This window comes from Curtobacterium sp. MEB011, assembly GCF_030209655.1.
Taxonomy (GTDB): Bacteria; Actinomycetota; Actinomycetes; order Actinomycetales; family Microbacteriaceae; genus Curtobacterium; species Curtobacterium poinsettiae.
Window position 1 is genome coordinate 315,468 of record NZ_JARVRN010000002.1, and the last position, 17,551, is coordinate 333,018.

A 17,551-nucleotide genomic window follows, 5' to 3' on the forward strand; every position below is an offset into this window, starting at 1 on the left:
GCGAAAGCGCGGCTAACGTTACCGGGTGAACTCTCCGCGTCCCCGGCTCGACCCCGCCGTCGCCGAGACCCGTCTGGCCGTCCGTGACCTGCTCGCCGCAGCCGTCGACGACGGCGTGGTCGCCGAAGGCGACCTGGTCCTCGTCGCACTGAGCGGCGGACCGGACTCCCTCGCCCTCGCCGCGGCCACCGCGTTCGAGGCGGGCAAGCAGGGTCTCCGGGCCGGGGCGGTGGTCGTCGACCACGCGCTCCAGGCGGGCTCCGAGGCGGTCGCGAGCCGCGCCTCCCGGCAGGCATCCGAGCTGGGACTCGACCCGGTGACGGTCCGCAGGGTCGCGGTCGGCTCCGACGGTGGCCCGGAAGGCGCCGCCCGGGAGGCCCGACACGCGTCGATCGCCGAGGTCGCGGCCGCCACCGGGTCACCCCTGGTGCTGCTGGGGCACACCCTGGACGACCAGGCCGAGACGGTGCTGCTCGGCCTGCTGCGCGGCAGCGGACCGGACAGCCTGTCCGGCATGCAGCCGCTCGCCCGGCGTGACGCCGGTCCGGCCTACGGCCGTCCGCTGCTGACCGTCCGGCGGCACGCGACCCGGCAGGCGTGCGCCGCAGCGGGGCTGGCGCCCTGGCACGACCCGCAGAACGACGACCCCGCGTACGCACGGGTGCGGGTGCGGAACACCCTGCTGCCGGTGCTCGAACGGGAGCTCGGCGCCGGGGTCCCCGAGGCCCTGGCCCGGACGGCCGACCAGCTGCGCGAGGACTCCGCGGCACTCGACCACTTCGCCGAGGAGATCGCGGAGGACATCGCCGAGCACTCCGAGGCGGGCATCTCGCTGTCGGTGCGGGCGCTCGGGGCGAACCCGCCGGCACTCCGGCAGCGGCTCGTGCGCCTGGCGGTGGAGAGCGAGTTCGGGGTGACGCTGTCCCGCGTGCAGACGCTCGAGGTCTGCCGGCTCGTCACGGACTGGAGCGGACAGGGCCCGATCGACCTGCCGGGCGTCCGTGCCACGCGGACCGGCGACCGCATCGAGTTCAGCGCCGGTTAGGCTGGCGTGGTGGAACTCTCCGACGTCCAGGCAGACCTGTCCGAAGTGCTCTTCACCCCCGAGCAGATCGACGAGAAGCTCGCCGAGCTCGCGGCGGTCGTCGACGCCGACTACGCGGGCCGCGACCCGCTGCTCGTCGGGGTGCTCAAGGGTGCCGTCATGGTGATGGCGGACTTCTCGCGCCACCTCAAGATGCAGGCGCGGATGGACTGGATGGCGGTGTCGTCGTACGGCTCCGGCACGAAGTCGTCCGGCGTGGTGCGGATCCTCAAGGACCTCGACACCGATCTGCACGGGCGCGACGTCCTGATCGTCGAGGACATCATCGACTCCGGCCTGACCCTGTCGTGGCTCAAGCAGAACCTGCAGTCGCGTGGTGCCGCGAGCGTCGAGATCGTCGCCCTGCTGCGCAAGCCCGAGGCAGCCAAGGTCGAGGTCGACGTGAAGTACGTGGGCTTCGACATCCCCGACGCGTTCGTCGTCGGGTACGGCCTGGACTACGACGAGCGCTACCGCAACCTGCGCGGCGTCGGCGTCCTCGCCCCGCACGTCTACTCCTGACCGACGAGCGACCCGCTGCGCGCGGGTCGCACTCGGCCGACTCCGGCCCGGGGGTGAGTTCGCCCGCAGAGGACACCCATTCTCGCCACAGAATCGCGGCCGTATGCTGACCTGCACGCAACTTCGGCAGAGAAAGGTGTCGGGCACTCGCGCCCGGATCACATGAACTTCAAGCGCATCTTCCGCGGCCCGTACCTCTACGTGCTGATCGCGCTGGCGGGCATCTTCATCGGCTGGAGCGTCATCAGCCAGGGCAGCACGCAAGAGATCAACACCCAGAAGGGTCTCGAGCAGCTCGCCGACGACAAGGTCTCGTCCGTGACCGTCAACTCCACGGAGCAGCGGGTCGACCTCGTCCTCAAGGACGGCGACAAGCAGGAGCAGTTCTACTACTCCACGCCCCGCGGCGAAGAGGTCATCCAGGCGGTGAACGACTCCAACCTGCCCAAGGGCTACAACGACACCGTGCAGCAGGGCAACTGGTTCCTGTCGCTGCTCGGCATCCTGCTGCCGTTCCTGATCATCGGTGCCCTGTTCTGGTTCCTGCTCTCGAGCGCCCAGGGCGGCGGCTCGAAGGTGATGCAGTTCGGCAAGTCGAAGGCCAAGATCAACAACAAGGAGAACCCGCAGGTGTCGTTCGCCGACGTCGCGGGTGCCGACGAGGCGATCGAGGAACTCCACGAGATCAAGGAGTTCCTCAAGGAGCCCGCGAAGTTCCAGGCCGTCGGGGCGAAGATCCCGAAGGGCGTGCTGCTCTACGGCCCTCCCGGAACCGGCAAGACCCTGCTCGCCCGCGCCGTCGCGGGTGAAGCCGGTGTGCCGTTCTACTCGATCTCCGGTTCGGACTTCGTCGAGATGTTCGTCGGTGTCGGTGCGAGCCGTGTCCGTGACCTCTTCGAGCAGGCCAAGGCGAACTCGCCGGCCATCGTCTTCATCGACGAGATCGACGCCGTGGGTCGTCACCGTGGTGCCGGCATCGGCGGTGGCAACGACGAGCGCGAGCAGACGCTGAACCAGCTCCTGGTCGAGATGGACGGCTTCGACGGCAAGACGAACGTCATCCTCATCGCCGCGACGAACCGTCCCGACGTGCTCGACCCCGCGCTCCTGCGCCCCGGCCGCTTCGACCGTCAGATCGGCGTCGACGCCCCGGGCCTCGCCGGCCGCAAGCAGATCCTCGAGGTGCACGCGAAGGGCAAGCCGCTCGCCGCGAGCGTCGACCTCGAGCTGCTCGCCCGCAAGACGCCGGGCTTCACCGGCGCCGACCTGGCGAACGTCCTGAACGAGGCGGCCCTGCTGACCGCCCGCTCGAACGCGCAGCTCATCGACAACCGTGCCCTCGACGAGGCCGTCGACCGCGTGATGGCCGGCCCGCAGCGCCGCACCCGGATCATGTCCGACCAGGAACGCCTGATCACCGCGTACCACGAGGGCGGCCACGCCCTGGCGGCAGCGGCGATGCGGCACACCGACCCGGTCACGAAGATCACGATCCTGCCCCGCGGCCGTGCCCTCGGCTACACGATGGTGCTCCCGCTCGAGGACAAGTACTCGGTCACCCGCAACGAGCTCCTCGACCAGCTCACCTACGCCATGGGTGGTCGCGTCGCCGAGGAGATCGTGTTCCACGACCCGACCACGGGCGCCTCGAACGACATCGAGAAGGCCACCGGCACCGCACGCAAGATGGTGACGGAGTACGGCATGAGCCAGGCCGTCGGGTCCGTGAAGCTCGGTTCCGGGTCCAGCGAGCCGTTCGTCGGCCGTGACATGAGCGGTGGCACCGGTCGGGACTACTCGGAGAACATCGCCCAGACGGTCGACGCCGAGACCCGCGCCCTGCTCGAGGCCGCGCACGACGAGGCCTACCAGGTGCTCAACGACAACCGCGACATCCTCGACCGCCTGGCCGGTGAGCTCCTCGAGAAGGAGACGCTCGACGCCCCGGAGCTCGTGGAGATCTTCAAGGACGTCCGCAAGCTGCCCGAGCGCCCGCAGTGGCTCTCGAGCGACAAGCGCCCGGTCAGCAACCTGCCCGCGATCGACGTGCCCGGCAAGGCCGCCGCGACCGCAGCGGACCCGACGGACTCCGAGTCGACCTCGAAGACCCGTCGTCGCCCGTTCGGCAACCCGGGTATCGCCCCCGCGTAGGCCCGCATGTCCGAGCTGCCGACGCGACGAGAGCGTCGACTCGCCGAGGTGAGTCGTGCCCGCGCCGCCGCCGCCGAACCGGCGACGGTCGCGATCGACCTCCGTGCACCCCAGCCGGTGCCCGAGGTCGTGACCGGCCGTCGCCGTGACCGCGGTGGTCCGGCCGAGGAGCGCACCCGGGTGCTCGGCATCCTCAACGTCACCCCCGACTCGTTCAGCGACGGCGGTCTGCACCAGGCCTACGACGCCGCCGTGCAGCACGCACGTGACCTCGTCGCCGCCGGTGCCGACGTCATCGACGTCGGTGGCGAGTCCACCCGGCCCGGGTCCGAGCGCGTGCCCGTGCCCGTCGAGCAGGAACGCGTGCTGCCGGTCGTGCAGCAGCTCGTCGCCGAGGGAATCCCGGTCAGTGTCGACACGATGAACGCCGCGACGGCCGAGCGTGCCGTCGACCTCGGTGCCGCCATCGTCAACGACGTCTCCGGTGGCCTCGCCGACCCGGACATGGCCCGCGTCGTGGCGTCCACGGGCGTCGGCTTCGTCGTCATGCACTGGCGGGGACACAGCGACCGGATGTACCGCAACGCCGAGTACACCCACGCCGTCGAAGAAGTCCGTCGCGAGGTCGAGCTCCGCGTCGCCGAGCTCATCGTGCTCGGCGTCCGGCAGGAGCAGGTCGTCATCGACCCGGGCCTCGGCTTCGCCAAGCACGGCGTGCAGAACTGGGAGATCCTGGCCGGCTACGAGCGCTTCGCCTCCATCGGCCTGCCGGTGCTCGTCGCCGCCTCACGCAAGCGGTTCCTCGACGGTGTCGGGAGCCCCGAGGGCGCTCCTCCCAGGGAGCGCGACCTCGCCACCGCCGCCATCAGCCTGCTCGCCGCCGAACGCGGCGCGTGGGGTGTGCGCGTGCACGACCCGGCACCGACCCGTGCCGTGCTCGACGTCTGGGACGCCTGGAGGGCAGCTCGATCGTGAACGACACCATCCGACTCACCGGGGTCCGCGCCCGCGGACACCACGGCGTCTTCGACCACGAGCGCGAGGACGGCCAGGACTTCGTCGTCGACGTCGCCGTGGAGCTCGACGCCCGTGCGGCCTCGGGCAGCGACGACCTCGACGCCACCGTGCACTACGGCGTGCTCGCCGAGCAGGTCGTCGCCGAGATCGAACGCGACCCCGTCGACCTGATCGAGACGCTGGCCGAGCGCATCGCCGCGGCCGTGCTCACCCACCGTGCCGCGCTGGCGACCGAGGTCACGGTGCACAAGCCGCAGGCACCGATCACCGTGCCGTTCACCGACGTCTCGATCACCATCCACCGCAGCCGCGGCGCCACGGTGCCGGACGAGGAAGAAGAATGACCCACCGGGTCGTCGTCGCCCTCGGTGCGAACCTCGGTGACCGGGGGAGCACCCTCCGCGCGGCGGCCACCGCGATCGCCGCCCTGCCCGGGGTGGTGCCGGTGGCCTCGAGCCGCGAGGTCGAGTCGGTCGCCGTGACCCTGGACGGGCTCGACACCTCGAAGCCCCGGTACCGGAACGCCGTCGTGGTCGTCGACACCGACCTCGAGCCGCAGCCCTTCCTCGACGCCCTGCACGGCATCGAGGACGCCCACGGCCGCACGCGCGAGGTCCGGTGGGGCGACCGCACCCTCGACCTCGACGTCGTCGCCGTGGACGACCTGCGGATCGCCACGGACACCCTGGTCGTGCCGCACCCCCGGGCAGCGGAGCGCGCGTTCGTGCTCGCCCCCTGGCTCGACGCCGACCCCGAGGCCGTCCTGCCCGGCGCCGGACCGGTGGCCGACCTGCTCGCCGCCGTGGGGGACGACACCGAGCGCGTCGACGAGCCGCGCCTGTTCGCGGAGCCGGCACGGGCCTCCAGACCGGCGAGGAGCGCGACCAGCGCATGAAGCCCACCCGCGCCTCCACGCTGCTCAGCATCGCCGTCGTGACGGTGGCCGCCGGGTTCGCCCTCGACGCCGTCCTGGCGTCGCGCCAGCTGCCGACGTTCCTGTTCTCGCTCCCGCTCGGCATCACGCTCGCGTTCATCGGCGTCGCCGTCGTGCTGATGGCCAGGCCGGTGCGCCGCCACGCACGCGAGGGCGCCGGGCGGCAGCGGCCCGTCGACCCGCTCTACGCGACGCGGGTCGTCGTGCTCGCGAAGGCGTCCAGCATCTGCGGCACGCTGCTCGGTGGGTTCGCCCTGGGCCTGGTGCTGTACCTGCTGACCCGTTCCGCGACGCCTTCGCTAGGCTCGACCCTGCCGAACGTGATCGCCGTCGGGGGCGGGATCGTCCTGACGGTCTGCGCACTGGTCGCGGAACGGATGTGCGTCGCACCCCCGGGTGACGACGACGACCGTGACGATCCCCGCAACGGCTCGACGACGGTGAACTGACCGAGCAACCCCAGGAGGCCGCGATGCCGCGTGAACGACTCGACGAGCCGGGCCTCGGCCTCGGTGGGATCTCCTGGCACCGGGTGTCCACGAAGCTCGTGTGGACCGAACTCATCGCCACGCTCGTGATCGGTGTCGTGCTCACCGCGGGCTTCGTGCTCATCGGGGTCGTCAACGACGGCTTCGGTTCCGGGGCCGGCACCGTCTGGCTCTCCGTCGGCATCGCGGTCGCGGTCACCACGGCGATCACCGCCGCGCTCACGCCCCGACGGGTCCGGGCCATCGGCTACGCGCTCCGCGACGACGACCTGGTCGTGCGCCGCGGGCTGATGTGGCAGCGCTTCACGGCCGTGCCCTACGGCCGGATGCAGCTCGTCGACGTCGCCCGGGGCCCGCTCGACCGGGCGCTCGGCATGAGCGAGCTGAAGTTCGTCACCGCCGCCGCCGCGACCAACGTGCGGATCCCCGGTGTGCCGGCAGCGGACGCCGACGAGCTGCGCGACCGCCTCGTCGAGCTCGCCGAGTCCCGTCGCGCCGGACTGTAGGGGCCGTTCGTGACCTTCCGACCCGGCACCCCGCCGCCCGCTCCGCCCGCGCCGCCCACCGGGGGCAACGCGGCCGCCGCGGCACCCCTGACCGACGGCGAGTGGCACCGCCTGCACCCGCTCACCCCGCTGCTCAAGGGCGGGATCTTCCTCATCGTCGTCCTCGGCTACGTGCTGAACAGCCTGCGGGACCAGCTCGTCGAGTTCTTCATCCCCGGCGACCAGCAGGAGGACGGTGACCCGGTCCGGTACGTGTACGAGCACGGCGTCGTCGGCTGGGTCCTGCTCGGCATCGTGGTGCTGCTCCTGGTGCTGATCGGGCTGTTCTACCTGTCCTGGCGCATGCACGAGTTCCGCGTCACCGGCGAGATCGTCGAGGTGCGCTCCGGCGTGCTGTTCCGGAACCACCGCAAGGCCCGGCTCGACCGGATCCAGGGCATCAACATCCAGCGGCCGCTCGTGCCCCGGGTGTTCGGTACCGCCAAGCTCGAGATCGCGCAGGCCGGCAACGACGCCAACGTGCAGCTCGCCTACCTCGGGGTCCGCGCCGCCGACGACCTGCGGCAGCGGATCCTGGTGCTGGCGTCCGGCGCCAAGGACGACGACGGCCACGGTGGTCCGTCGCGGCAGTCGCACGGCGCACTGCAGGACCGCGTCGACGAGATGTTCTCGCCCGAGCTCGACCCGGCGGCCGTGCACGCCACCCGCATCGTCAAGGTGCGCCCGGGGCGGCTGATCGTGTCGATGCTGCTGTCCGGCACGACGCTGTTCCTGCTGCTCGTCATCGCCGGCATGATCGTCAGCGTCGCCCTCACCGGCGAGTTCGCGGTGCTGTTCGGGCTGTTCCCCGCCGTCCTCGGTGCCGGCGGGTACTACGTCCGCAAGTTCTCCCGCTCGTTGCAGTACACGATCGCCGAGACGCGTGACGGCATCCGGATCGGCTTCGGGCTGGTCTCGACGTCGAACGAGACGCTGCCGCCCGGGCGCATCCACGCCGTGAGCGTCGCGCAGCCGCTGCTGTGGCGCCCGTTCGGCTGGTGGGACATCCGCATCAACCGTGCGACGAGCGCCGGCAACGGGGCGTCCAGCAACCAGCAGGTGTCCTCGATCGTGCTGCCCGTGGGCACGACGGCGGACGTCCGCGAGGTCCTCGACATCATCCTGCCGGGGCTCGTCGGCACCGTCGTCGCCGGCCCCGAGGCCTCGCCGGAAGCCCTGCGCGAGGGCGCGGCCGAAGCCGTGGACGTCGTCGACGACAGCCTCACCACCTCGGGTGACCGCGGCGGCTTCGTGCACTCCCCACGGCGAGGCGCGTGGCTCCGCCCGTTCGCGTTCCGGCGCAACGGCTACCGGTTCGTGCAGGGCGCGGTGCTGCTGCGGCTCGGCGCCGTCTGGCGGTCGCTCGTCATCGTGCCGCTGCCCCGCGTGCAGAGCGTCAAGGTCGAGCAGGGACCGCTCGAGCGTGCCCTGCGGGTCGCGACCGTCCACGTCCACACCGTCGCCGGTCCGGTCTCGGCACGCATCGGCGCGATCGACGCGCGTGACGCGCAGCGCTTCTGGTCCGAGACCACCCAGCGCGCCGTCGATGCCGCCGCCGTCGACACGACCCACCGCTGGCGCGAACGGGAGGCCCGCCCCGCGTCCGCCACACACGCTGCGGACGCACCGTGGCCCGGGTCCGGAGCCCCTGCCGGGCCCGCCGCGGCCCACCGGCAGGACGCCGCGCCTCCCGGCCCGGGGCGGGGCGACGTCCCGCCCACCGGAGCCGCACGATGAGGGCCGGGCGTCTCGGGGTCGGCATCGTCGGCGCCGGACGGGTCGGACCCGTCCTCGGAGCAGCCCTGGCGAACGCGGAGCACGCCGTCGTCGGCGTGACCGCCGTGTCGGAAGAGGGCCGCGACCGTGCCGAGGCGATGCTGCCCGGCGCCCCGGTGCTCGCGACGCCCGACCTGGTCGAGCGCAGCGAACTCGTCCTGCTCGCGGTGCCGGACGACCAGCTCGCCTCGCTCGTGCAGGGGTTGGCCGACGCCGGCATCTGGCAGCCCGGGCAGCTCGTCGTGCACACCAGCCCGGACCACGGCGTCGGCATCCTCGCCCCGGCGATGGCGGCCGGCGCGATCCCGCTCGCGATCCACCCCGCGATGGCGTTCACGGGCACCAGCGTCGACCTGTCACGGCTCCGTGACGCGTACTGCGCGGTGACCGCCCCGGCACCCGTGCTCCCCATCGCGCAGGCACTGGTGGTCGAGATGGGCGCCGAGCCGTTCGTCGTGGCGGAGGGCGACCGGCCCGCGTACGCCGATGCGGTGCGGGCGGCCGTGAGCTTCTCGACGGCTATCGTCGACCAGTCCGCAGGCACCCTGTCCGGCATCGGCGTCGAACACCCGGGTCGCGTCCTCGGGGCGCTCGTCCGCTCCGCCGTCGACAACGCGCTGACCGCGGCCGACGGGCAGTCGAAGCTGTAGGTCGGGGTCGGGGTCGGGGTCGGGGTCGCGGTCGGTCGGCGGTCGGTCATGACTCCCCGCTCAGTTCCCCCGAGTGGTCACGACCTGTCGGTTGCGAGCGCTCCGGCCGACAGATCGTGACCGGCGGGCGTGACGCGTGCGGGGTGTTGTGACCGCGGCCTCGGCTCCTGGTCCGGCGGGCACGGTTCCGGGGCGGGAGCGTGGCGCGGGTAGCATTTCCCCCGACCCCCACGACCATCGGAGCCGCACCCGCATGACCGACGAGACCGTCACCCCCGACACCGCGATCACCGACGCCGCCGCACTGGCCGAGCAGGAGACCAGCGAGCAGCGACAGGTCCGGCTCGACAAGCGGGCGAAGCTGCTGGAGTCGGGCATCGAGGCGTACCCCGCCGAGCTCCCCCTCACCACGACGATCCCGGCCGTGCGCGAGCAGTACGCGCACCTGGAGACCGGCGAGGAGACCCAGGACGTCGTCGGCATCGCCGGCCGTGTCGTGTTCTCGCGCAACACCGGCAAGCTCTGCTTCGCGTCGCTGCAGTCCGGCGACGGCGCACGCATCCAGGCGATGGTCTCCCTGGCCGAGGTGGGGGACGACTCCCTCGCCCGCTGGAAGGAGTTCGTCGACCTCGGTGACCACGTGTTCGTGCACGGCCGCGTGATCTCCTCGCGCCGCGGCGAGCTGTCGATCATGGTCGACGACTGGGCGATCGCGGCGAAGGCGATCCTGCCGCTGCCGAACCTGCACAACGAGCTCAACGAGGAGACGCGGGTCCGCCAGCGCTACCTCGACCTCATCGTCCGCGACGAAGCCCGCGCCACCGTGCGTGCCCGAGCTGCCGTGATGGCGTCGCTCCGCCAGACCTTCACCGCCCACGAGTACCTCGAGGTCGAGACCCCGATGCTGCAGACCCAGCACGGCGGCGCCTCGGCCCGACCGTTCGTGACGCACTCGAACGCCTTCGACACCGAGCTGTTCCTGCGCATCGCCCCCGAGCTGTTCCTGAAGCGGGCCGTCGTCGGTGGCATCGACCGGGTGTTCGAGATCAACCGCAACTTCCGGAACGAGGGTGCCGACTCGTCGCACTCGCCCGAGTTCGCGATGGTCGAGGCGTACCAGGCGTACGGCAACTACGAGCAGATGGCCGACCTGACCCAGGAGCTCGTGCAGAACGCGACCCGCGCCGTCACCGGTGGTGCGCTCGAGGTCACCCTGCCCGACGGCAGCACCTACGACCTGGGTGGCGAGTGGCCCCGCATCGACATGTACGGCTCGCTGTCCGAGGCCGCCGGGCGCGAGATCAGCCCGGAGACCCCGCTGTCCGAGCTGCAGGCGCTCGCCGAGGCCGAGGGCGTCGAGGTCGCCCACGCCACGCACGGCAAGTACGTCGAGGAGCTCTGGGAGCACTTCGTCATCGACTCGCTCGACCGTCCGACCTTCGTGATGAACTTCCCGGTCGACACCTCGCCGCTCACCCGGCAGCACCGCACCCGTCCGGGCGTCGTCGAGAAGTGGGACCTGTACGTCCGTGGCTTCGAGCTCGGCACGGCGTACTCCGAGCTCGTCGACCCGGTCGTGCAGCGGGAGCGCTTCGTCGAGCAGGCGAAGCTCGCGGCCGGCGGCGACCTCGAGGCGATGCGTGTGGACGAGGACTTCCTGCGGGCGCTCGAGCACGCGATGCCCCCGTCGGGCGGCATGGGCATGGGGATCGACCGCCTGCTGATGGCCATCACGGGTCTCGGCATCCGCGAGACGATCCTGTTCCCGCTGGTCAAATAACTCCGAGTCCACCGGGGTACGATGCTCGGGTGCCTGATGGAGTCGTAAGCGGGATCGTCTTCGCCCTGACGCCGACCATCGTCGTCGGCCTGATCTTCTGGTTCGTGATGCGCGCGATCATGCGTGCCGACCGGACCGAGCGTGCCGCGTACGCCAAGGTCGAGGCCGAAGAGCGCGCCCGCTTCGAGCGCGAGCACGGTCGTCCCGCGCCGGCTCCGACGCCCGGCGAGTAGCCGCCCGCGCACGATCCACTTCACCCCGTGTTCACCGCGCGGTGTGATCCTGTCGCGCATGCCGACCTCCCCCGATCCCGTCGACGACCTCGACGACCTCGACGTGGAGGACGCCTTCGGCCACCGGGTGTCGGGCACGTCCGGCGCGCCGAACGGCACGGACGGACCCGGCGGAGCCACCGGCGTCGCCGACGGTGGAGCCCTCGACGACGAGGGCGACGTCGACGACCTCGACGTCTGAGCGCCGACCGACCGTCACACACCGTTCACCTCGCCGACGCGTGCCGGGGTGAGCATCGTCCGCATGGCAACCACCGCACATCCCTTCACGGGCCGCAGCCTCGTCGGGGACATCGAGAGCGAGTACGACGAGTTCGACCGAGACGCCGACCTCGAGGTGTCCAAGCGCCGGGACGGGTGGCTCGAACCCTCCTGGTGACCCCCACCCATCCCTTGTTCGGGGTACGACGACCAGATCACACTGATCGGGTCGCACGTACCCCTTTTGCATGTCCGGAGTACGCAGTCCCTCGGGGTACACGGTTGGAAACGCTGGTGAAACACGTCTGCAACGCCGGAAACACGGCAGTTCCGGCTTGATCCGGGGCCTGATGGGGGACCAGACTGGCGGTGTGCTGTACCCCGCTGGGGATGCTGCCGAGGGTGAAGCACGGAGATCCCTGAGAATCGCTCCGAACGATTTGTGGGGTACACCTCCGGGCCGCTTTACTCATCAGCACCCCCCGGTACCACCCCACGAAGCCATCACCGTCGAACGCAGGGAGAAACACCATGACGATCGCAACGGCTGCACCCAGCACCACCCGCCGCACCGCCACCAAGAAGGCATCGGCATCGAAGACCGCGACCGCCGAGTCCGCCACCACCTCCCTCGACACCGAGGTCGAGGCCGACGAGCAGCTCGCCGGTGTCCGCGGTGCCTCGGTCGACCAGGTCGGCGACTACCTCCGTCACATCGGCCGTCTCTCGCTCCTCACCGCCGAGGAAGAAGCGCAGATCGCCCGCCGCATCGAGGTCGGGCTCTTCGCCGAAGAGAAGCTCGCCACCGAGAAGGGTCTGGCGAAGACCCTGCAGCGTGAACTCCGCTGGCTCGTCCGCGACGGTGAGCGCGCCAAGGAGCGCATGATCACCTCGAACCTCCGTCTCGTCGTGAGCATCGCCAAGCGGTACTCGCAGCGCGGCCTGCCCTTCATGGACGTCATCCAGGAAGGCAACCTCGGCCTGGTCCGCGCGGTCGAGAAGTTCGACTTCACGCAGGGCTACAAGTTCTCGACCTACGCCACCTGGTGGATCCGCCAGGCGATCTCGCGTGGTCTCGCCGACAAGGCGCGCACGATCCGCATCCCGGTGCACACCGTCGAGCTCATCAACAAGATCTCGCGCACCGAGCGTGACCTGACCGTCGACCTCGGCCGCGCGCCGATGCCGGAAGAGGTCGCGGCCGAGCTGAGCATGAGCGTCGAGGAACTCGTCGACCTCAAGGGCCGCTCGCACGAGCCGGTCTCGATCCACACGGTCGTCGGCGACTCGGACGACAGCGAACTCGGTGACTTCATCGAGGACGAGGACGCCGCCAGCCCGAACGAGCTCACCGAGACGACGCTGCTGCACCGCGACATCCGCTCCATCGTCTCCGAGCTGCCGAGCGACGAGGCCAACGTCATCCGCATGCGCTACGGCCTGGACGACGACAAGCCGATGACGCTCGACGAGATCTCGAAGATCGTGCACACGACCCGCCAGGCGGTCAGCCGGGTGGAGTCGCGCGCCAAGCTCCGCCTGTTCGCCAAGGCGGTCTCGCAGGACATGCAGCTGTACCTGACCGACTAGGTCAGTGGACTTCGGCCGGCACGCTCACCCGTGTCGGCGCGGGGAAACCGGGTCGTTCTGTGGGAAGACGATCCGGTGGGGTGATGGGACGGCCCGCTCGAGCACTGCTCGAGCGGGCCATTCACGTTCCCGGGGCACCCGCCCGCGGTGTCAGTCGTCGATCTCGCGCCGGAGCTTCTGCCGCAGGTCGCTCGGGATGAGCTCGACCAGCTGGTCGGGCCGCACCGGCAGGTCGAGCAGGCTGAGCTTCACGCGGCCGGTGCGCCCGTGCCGCTCGGCGTCGAGGCGCACCACGCTGCCGGCGTCCTTGCGGAGCCGCATGTCGATCTGCGCCCCGGTCGCGACCTCGCCGACCACGAGCCCGTCGACCTCGAGCGCTGCGCTCCTGGTGCCCTCGGCGATGTCGAACCGGTAGCGCTCGCGCGCGGAGAGCACCACGGAGCGGTCGATCCCCGCCATCGGCGCGACCGGGGTCACCACGGAGCCGGAGAGTGCGGGGGAGAGCACCGGGCCGCCGGCGGCGTAGTTGTACGCGGTGGAGCCCGCCGGAGTGGCGGCCACGATGGCGTCGGCGCGGTAGTACCCGTACCCGAGGCCGCCGACGCTCAGGTCGGCCGAGACCTGCCCGGAGCCGGGCCGCCGCACGATGGTCAGGTCGTTGAACGCCAGGTAGTCGGTGCGGGCGCCGCCCCAGGACAGCCGGGCCTCGAGCGCGTGGTGCGGCTCGAGCTGGTACTCGCCGGCGGACAACCGGTCGAGCGCGCTCTCGAGTTCGGGCGGTTCGATCTCGACCAGGAACCCGACGTTGCCGTAGTTCACGCCGAGGACGGGCACGGGGCGGCTCGCCACGAGCCGCATCGCGCCGAGCATGGTGCCGTCGCCGCCGAGCGCCACGACCAGGTCGACGCGGTCGGTGAAGTCGTCGTCGTCGACCACCTCGACCCCGCCACCGATGCGCTGGGCGTCCGCGCGGCGGGCGAGCAGTTCGCCCTGGCCGGACGCATTCCAGCGCTGCAGGGTCGTGACGGACTCCTGCACGTTCTTGGTCGGGTGGACGACGAGGCCGACGACGGGCTGCTCCATGAGGGGATCGTACCGAGCGGACCTCTGATGCGGGCTGGTCGATCGAACCGGTATGCGATATTCTGAATACATGCAGACCGCTCAGCTCTCCGTCGCCCTCCCTTCCGTCCGGCACGGCCGCGAGATCGTGCTGCTCGCCGACCTCGAATCCCACGAGTCCGGCTTCGGCTTCGTCGACGCCGAGCACCTGCTCCTCGCGGCCGTCACCCTGTGTGCCGGCATGCCCCGCTTCCGGCCGGTCTTCGACGCCCACCGGGTCTCGCCCGACGCCGTCCGGGCGAGCATCCGCGCGTTCGTCGGGGCGCACACCACCTGCCCCGGCGAGCACGACCGGGTCGCCTGCACGCCCGCCGCGATGCGCGTGCTCGCCCGAGCCGCGACGATCGCCGGTCGATCGGAACGCATCTGGCCGCCGCACGTCGTGCTCGCCGTGCTCGACGCCGTCGACGACCCGCTCGCCGGATCGGCGCACGACGTCCTCGACGCCCTCGGCGTCGACCCGCGTCGCTTCCGACGCGACCTGCGTCGCGCGGTGCGGCGCGCCTGACCCAGCGCGACCACAGCGCACACGGGAGGCCCGTGGCGGGATCGCCACGGGCCTCCCGTCCGCACGGCGGACCCGCCGCTGGCGCGTCGGTCCGGTACCGGCGGAGGGGCCCGGTCCGTCTCGTCGTTCGCTCACTGCGCACAAGACGCACGTCGGTCACGCCCACGGCGAACAGGGGCAGCCCGCGGGGGGAGCGCTGGTTACTCTCGAAGTACTTGGCCGGACTCACACGAGACCGGCACAGCGTCGGCTCCGCTCATCAGGGGCCAAGGGAGAGCACATGTTCGAGAGATTCACCGACCGGGCCCGTCGTGTTGTCGTCCTCGCTCAAGAAGAAGCGAAGATGCTCAACCACAACTACATCGGCACCGAGCACATCCTCCTCGGCCTCATCCACGAGGGCGAGGGCGTCGCTGCCAAGGCGCTGGAGTCGCTGGGCATCTCGCTCGACGCCGTGCGCGAGCAGGTCCAGGACATCATCGGGCAGGGCCAGCAGCAGCCGACCGGGCACATCCCGTTCACGCCGCGCGCCAAGAAGGTGCTCGAGCTGTCCCTGCGCGAGGCGCTGCAGCTCGGCCACAACTACATCGGCACGGAGCACATCCTGCTCGGCCTGATCCGCGAGGGCGAGGGTGTCGCAGCCCAGGTCCTCGTGAAGCTCGGCGCCGACCTGAACCGGGTGCGCCAGCAGGTCATCCAGCTCCTGTCCGGCTACCAGGGCAAGGAAGCGGTCGCCGTCGGCGGCGAGCAGCAGCAGAACGCGCAGCAGGGTTCGCAGGTCCTCGACCAGTTCGGTCGCAACCTCACTCAGGCCGCGCGCGACGGCAAGCTCGACCCCGTCATCGGGCGCGAGAAGGAGATGGAGCGGGTCATGCAGATCCTCTCCCGCCGCTCCAAGAACAACCCCGTCCTGATCGGTGAGCCCGGCGTCGGCAAGACCGCTGTCGTCGAGGGCCTCGCCCAGGCGATCGTCAAGGGCGACGTGCCCGAGACGCTGAAGGACAAGCAGCTCTACTCGCTCGACCTCGGGTCGCTCATCGCCGGGTCCCGCTACCGCGGTGACTTCGAGGAGCGCCTGAAGAAGGTCACGAAGGAGATCCGCACCCGCGGCGACATCATCGTCTTCATCGACGAGATCCACACGCTCGTCGGTGCCGGTGCAGCCGAGGGCGCGATCGACGCCGCGTCGATCCTCAAGCCGCTCCTCGCCCGCGGAGAGCTCCAGACCATCGGTGCCACCACGCTCGACGAGTACCGCAAGCACTTCGAGAAGGACGCCGCACTCGAGCGTCGCTTCCAGCCGGTGCAGGTCAACGAGCCGTCGCTGCCCCACGCGATCAACATCCTCAAGGGTCTGCGCGACAAGTACGAGGCGTTCCACAAGGTGTCCATCACCGACGGTGCGATCGTCGCCGCGGCGAACCTGGCGGACCGCTACGTGCAGGACCGCTTCCTGCCCGACAAGGCCATCGACCTGATCGACGAGGCCGGCGCCCGCCTGCGCCTGTCGATCCTGTCGGCGCCGCCGGAGCTCCGTGAGTTCGACGAGAAGATCTCGACGGTCCGCGGGTCGAAGGAAGCCGCCATCGAGGAGCAGGACTTCGAGAAGGCCGCGAGCCTGCGCGACGAGGAGAAGAAGCTCCTCGGCGAGCGTCTCCGCCTCGAGAAGCAGTGGCGTGCCGGTGACGTCGCCGCGTCCGGCACCGTCGACGAGGGCATCATCGCCGAGGTCCTGGCCCAGGCCACGGGCATCCCGGTGTTCAAGCTCACCGAAGAGGAGACCTCGCGTCTCGTCTTCATGGAGAAGGCACTGCACGAGCGCGTCATCGGTCAGGAAGAGGCCATCTCGGCCCTGTCCAAGACCATCCGCCGTACCCGTGCCGGCCTGAAGGACCCGAACCGTCCCTCCGGCTCGTTCATCTTCGCCGGCCCCACGGGCGTCGGGAAGACCGAGCTCGCCAAGGCACTCGCCGAGTTCCTGTTCGACGACGAGGGCGCGCTGATCTCCCTCGACATGTCGGAGTTCGGTGAGAAGCACACCGTGTCCCGCCTGTTCGGCGCCCCTCCCGGGTTCGTCGGGTTCGAAGAAGGCGGCCAGCTCACCGAGAAGGTGCGCCGCAAGCCGTTCTCCGTGGTCCTGTTCGACGAGATCGAGAAGGCCCACCCGGACATCTTCAACTCGCTGCTGCAGGTGCTCGAGGAAGGCCGTCTCACCGACGGTCAGGGCCGCGTGGTCGACTTCAAGAACACCGTCATCATCATGACCACGAACCTCGGTTCGCAGGGCATCGCCGGTGGCCCGGTGGGCTTCCAGGTCGAGGGTGACTCGGCCGTCGGCTACGACCGCATGCGCGGCAAGGTCAACGAGGAGCTCAAGAAGCACTTCAAGCCCGAGTTCCTGAACCGTGTCGACGACACGATCGTGTTCCCGCAGCTGTCGCAGCCCGAGCTGCTGCAGATCGTGGACCTGTTCGTGAAGCGTCTGGCCGACCGCCTGCTCGACCGCGACATGACCGTCGAGCTCACGCTGCCGGCCAAGGAGCAGCTCATCAAGGTCGGGTTCGACCCGTCCCTCGGTGCTCGGCCCCTGCGTCGCGCGATGCAGCACGAGGTCGAGGACCAGCTGTCCGAGCACATCCTGCAGGGTGAGCTCAACGCCGGTGACCACGTGAAGGTCGACTTCGTCGACGGTGCGTTCCACTTCGAGACCGGGCGTCAGCCGGGCCGCGAAGAGGTCCTCGCCGGTGCAGCCGCGGTCGAGGCCGCGACCGACACGCCCCAGGGCGAGATCGAGTCCTAGGACCTGACACTCCACGAACAGGAGGCTCGGTGCCAGCTGGCACCGGGCCTCCTGTCCGTTCTCGGGTCGCGTCCAGATCTCCACCCGCCG

18 protein-coding genes are annotated in these 17,551 nt (G+C 70.7%); 17 read left to right on the top strand and 1 reads right to left on the bottom strand.

The window, feature by feature from the left end:
* Positions 1-25: 25 nt before the first annotated feature.
* The 15 genes from tilS (at position 26) to QRN30_RS03455 (ending at position 13,031) form a co-directional block, all read left to right on the top strand.
* A complete protein-coding gene (gene tilS / locus QRN30_RS03385; protein ID WP_140448690.1) occupies positions 26-1,045 on the top strand; it encodes a tRNA lysidine(34) synthetase TilS in 1,020 nt (339 codons plus the stop codon).
* A gap of 9 nt (positions 1,046-1,054) precedes the next feature.
* Positions 1,055-1,606: a hypoxanthine phosphoribosyltransferase gene (hpt, locus tag QRN30_RS03390; protein ID WP_017887686.1), complete on the top strand. Its 552-nt coding sequence runs from the start codon at positions 1,055-1,057 to the stop codon at positions 1,604-1,606.
* A gap of 162 nt (positions 1,607-1,768) precedes the next feature.
* Positions 1,769-3,757: an ATP-dependent zinc metalloprotease FtsH gene (gene ftsH, locus QRN30_RS03395; RefSeq protein ID WP_017887685.1), complete on the top strand. Its 1,989-nt coding sequence runs from the start codon at positions 1,769-1,771 to the stop codon at positions 3,755-3,757.
* A gap of 6 nt (positions 3,758-3,763) precedes the next feature.
* On the top strand, positions 3,764-4,732 hold the full coding sequence (folP, locus tag QRN30_RS03400) for a dihydropteroate synthase (protein ID WP_017887684.1): 969 nt from the start codon (positions 3,764-3,766) through the stop codon (positions 4,730-4,732).
* A complete protein-coding gene (gene folB / locus QRN30_RS03405) occupies positions 4,729-5,118 on the top strand; it encodes a dihydroneopterin aldolase (protein ID WP_017887683.1) in 390 nt (129 codons plus the stop codon). Before folP ends, folB begins: the two co-directional genes overlap by 4 nt.
* Positions 5,115-5,669: a 2-amino-4-hydroxy-6-hydroxymethyldihydropteridine diphosphokinase gene (gene folK / locus QRN30_RS03410; protein ID WP_017887682.1), complete on the top strand. Its 555-nt coding sequence runs from the start codon at positions 5,115-5,117 to the stop codon at positions 5,667-5,669. Before folB ends, folK begins: the two co-directional genes overlap by 4 nt.
* A complete protein-coding gene (locus tag QRN30_RS03415) occupies positions 5,666-6,157 on the top strand; it encodes a DUF3180 domain-containing protein (protein WP_017887681.1) in 492 nt (163 codons plus the stop codon). The genes folK and QRN30_RS03415 overlap by 4 nt, the downstream gene beginning before the upstream one ends.
* 23 nt (positions 6,158-6,180) lie before the next feature.
* Positions 6,181-6,702: a PH domain-containing protein gene (locus QRN30_RS03420; RefSeq protein ID WP_056072434.1), complete on the top strand. Its 522-nt coding sequence runs from the start codon at positions 6,181-6,183 to the stop codon at positions 6,700-6,702.
* A gap of 9 nt (positions 6,703-6,711) precedes the next feature.
* Positions 6,712-8,478, top strand: coding sequence for a PH domain-containing protein (locus tag QRN30_RS03425; RefSeq protein ID WP_284760477.1), 1,767 nt, complete (start codon positions 6,712-6,714; stop codon positions 8,476-8,478).
* Positions 8,475-9,167 carry a Rossmann-like and DUF2520 domain-containing protein gene (locus QRN30_RS03430; protein ID WP_071250364.1) on the top strand — a complete coding sequence of 231 codons (693 nt, stop codon included), beginning with the start codon at positions 8,475-8,477 and terminating at the stop codon, positions 9,165-9,167. The genes QRN30_RS03425 and QRN30_RS03430 overlap by 4 nt, the downstream gene beginning before the upstream one ends.
* A gap of 253 nt (positions 9,168-9,420) precedes the next feature.
* Complete coding sequence (gene lysS, locus QRN30_RS03435) at positions 9,421-10,947, top strand: lysine--tRNA ligase (protein WP_071249845.1); 1,527 nt, start codon at positions 9,421-9,423, stop codon at positions 10,945-10,947.
* A gap of 29 nt (positions 10,948-10,976) precedes the next feature.
* Positions 10,977-11,180: a hypothetical protein gene (locus QRN30_RS03440; RefSeq protein WP_017887676.1), complete on the top strand. Its 204-nt coding sequence runs from the start codon at positions 10,977-10,979 to the stop codon at positions 11,178-11,180.
* 58 nt (positions 11,181-11,238) lie between these two features.
* The gene (locus QRN30_RS03445; RefSeq protein WP_139179570.1) at positions 11,239-11,421 is read left to right on the top strand and encodes a hypothetical protein; all 183 of its coding nucleotides are present in this window, start codon (positions 11,239-11,241) and stop codon (positions 11,419-11,421) included.
* A 63-nt stretch (positions 11,422-11,484) separates the two neighbouring features.
* Positions 11,485-11,619 (top strand): hypothetical protein, encoded by a 135-nt coding sequence (locus tag QRN30_RS03450; RefSeq protein ID WP_258320880.1) that lies wholly within the window; start codon positions 11,485-11,487, stop codon positions 11,617-11,619.
* Positions 11,620-11,972: 353 nt separating this feature from the next.
* The gene (locus tag QRN30_RS03455; protein ID WP_017887673.1) at positions 11,973-13,031 is read left to right on the top strand and encodes a sigma-70 family RNA polymerase sigma factor; all 1,059 of its coding nucleotides are present in this window, start codon (positions 11,973-11,975) and stop codon (positions 13,029-13,031) included.
* A gap of 150 nt (positions 13,032-13,181) precedes the next feature.
* Here QRN30_RS03455 and QRN30_RS03460 read toward each other — a convergent pair whose 3' ends face one another.
* Complete coding sequence (locus tag QRN30_RS03460; protein ID WP_017887672.1) at positions 13,182-14,114, bottom strand: NAD(+)/NADH kinase; 933 nt, start codon at positions 14,112-14,114, stop codon at positions 13,182-13,184.
* Positions 14,115-14,184: 70 nt separating this feature from the next.
* Here QRN30_RS03460 and QRN30_RS03465 point away from each other — a divergent pair, with 70 nt between their 5' ends.
* Positions 14,185-14,661, top strand: a complete 477-nt coding sequence (locus QRN30_RS03465; RefSeq protein ID WP_284760478.1) for a Clp protease N-terminal domain-containing protein — start codon at positions 14,185-14,187, stop codon at positions 14,659-14,661.
* 280 nt (positions 14,662-14,941) lie between these two features.
* Positions 14,942-17,461 carry an ATP-dependent Clp protease ATP-binding subunit gene (locus tag QRN30_RS03470; protein WP_027467068.1) on the top strand — a complete coding sequence of 840 codons (2,520 nt, stop codon included), beginning with the start codon at positions 14,942-14,944 and terminating at the stop codon, positions 17,459-17,461.
* Positions 17,462-17,551 lie beyond the last annotated feature (90 nt).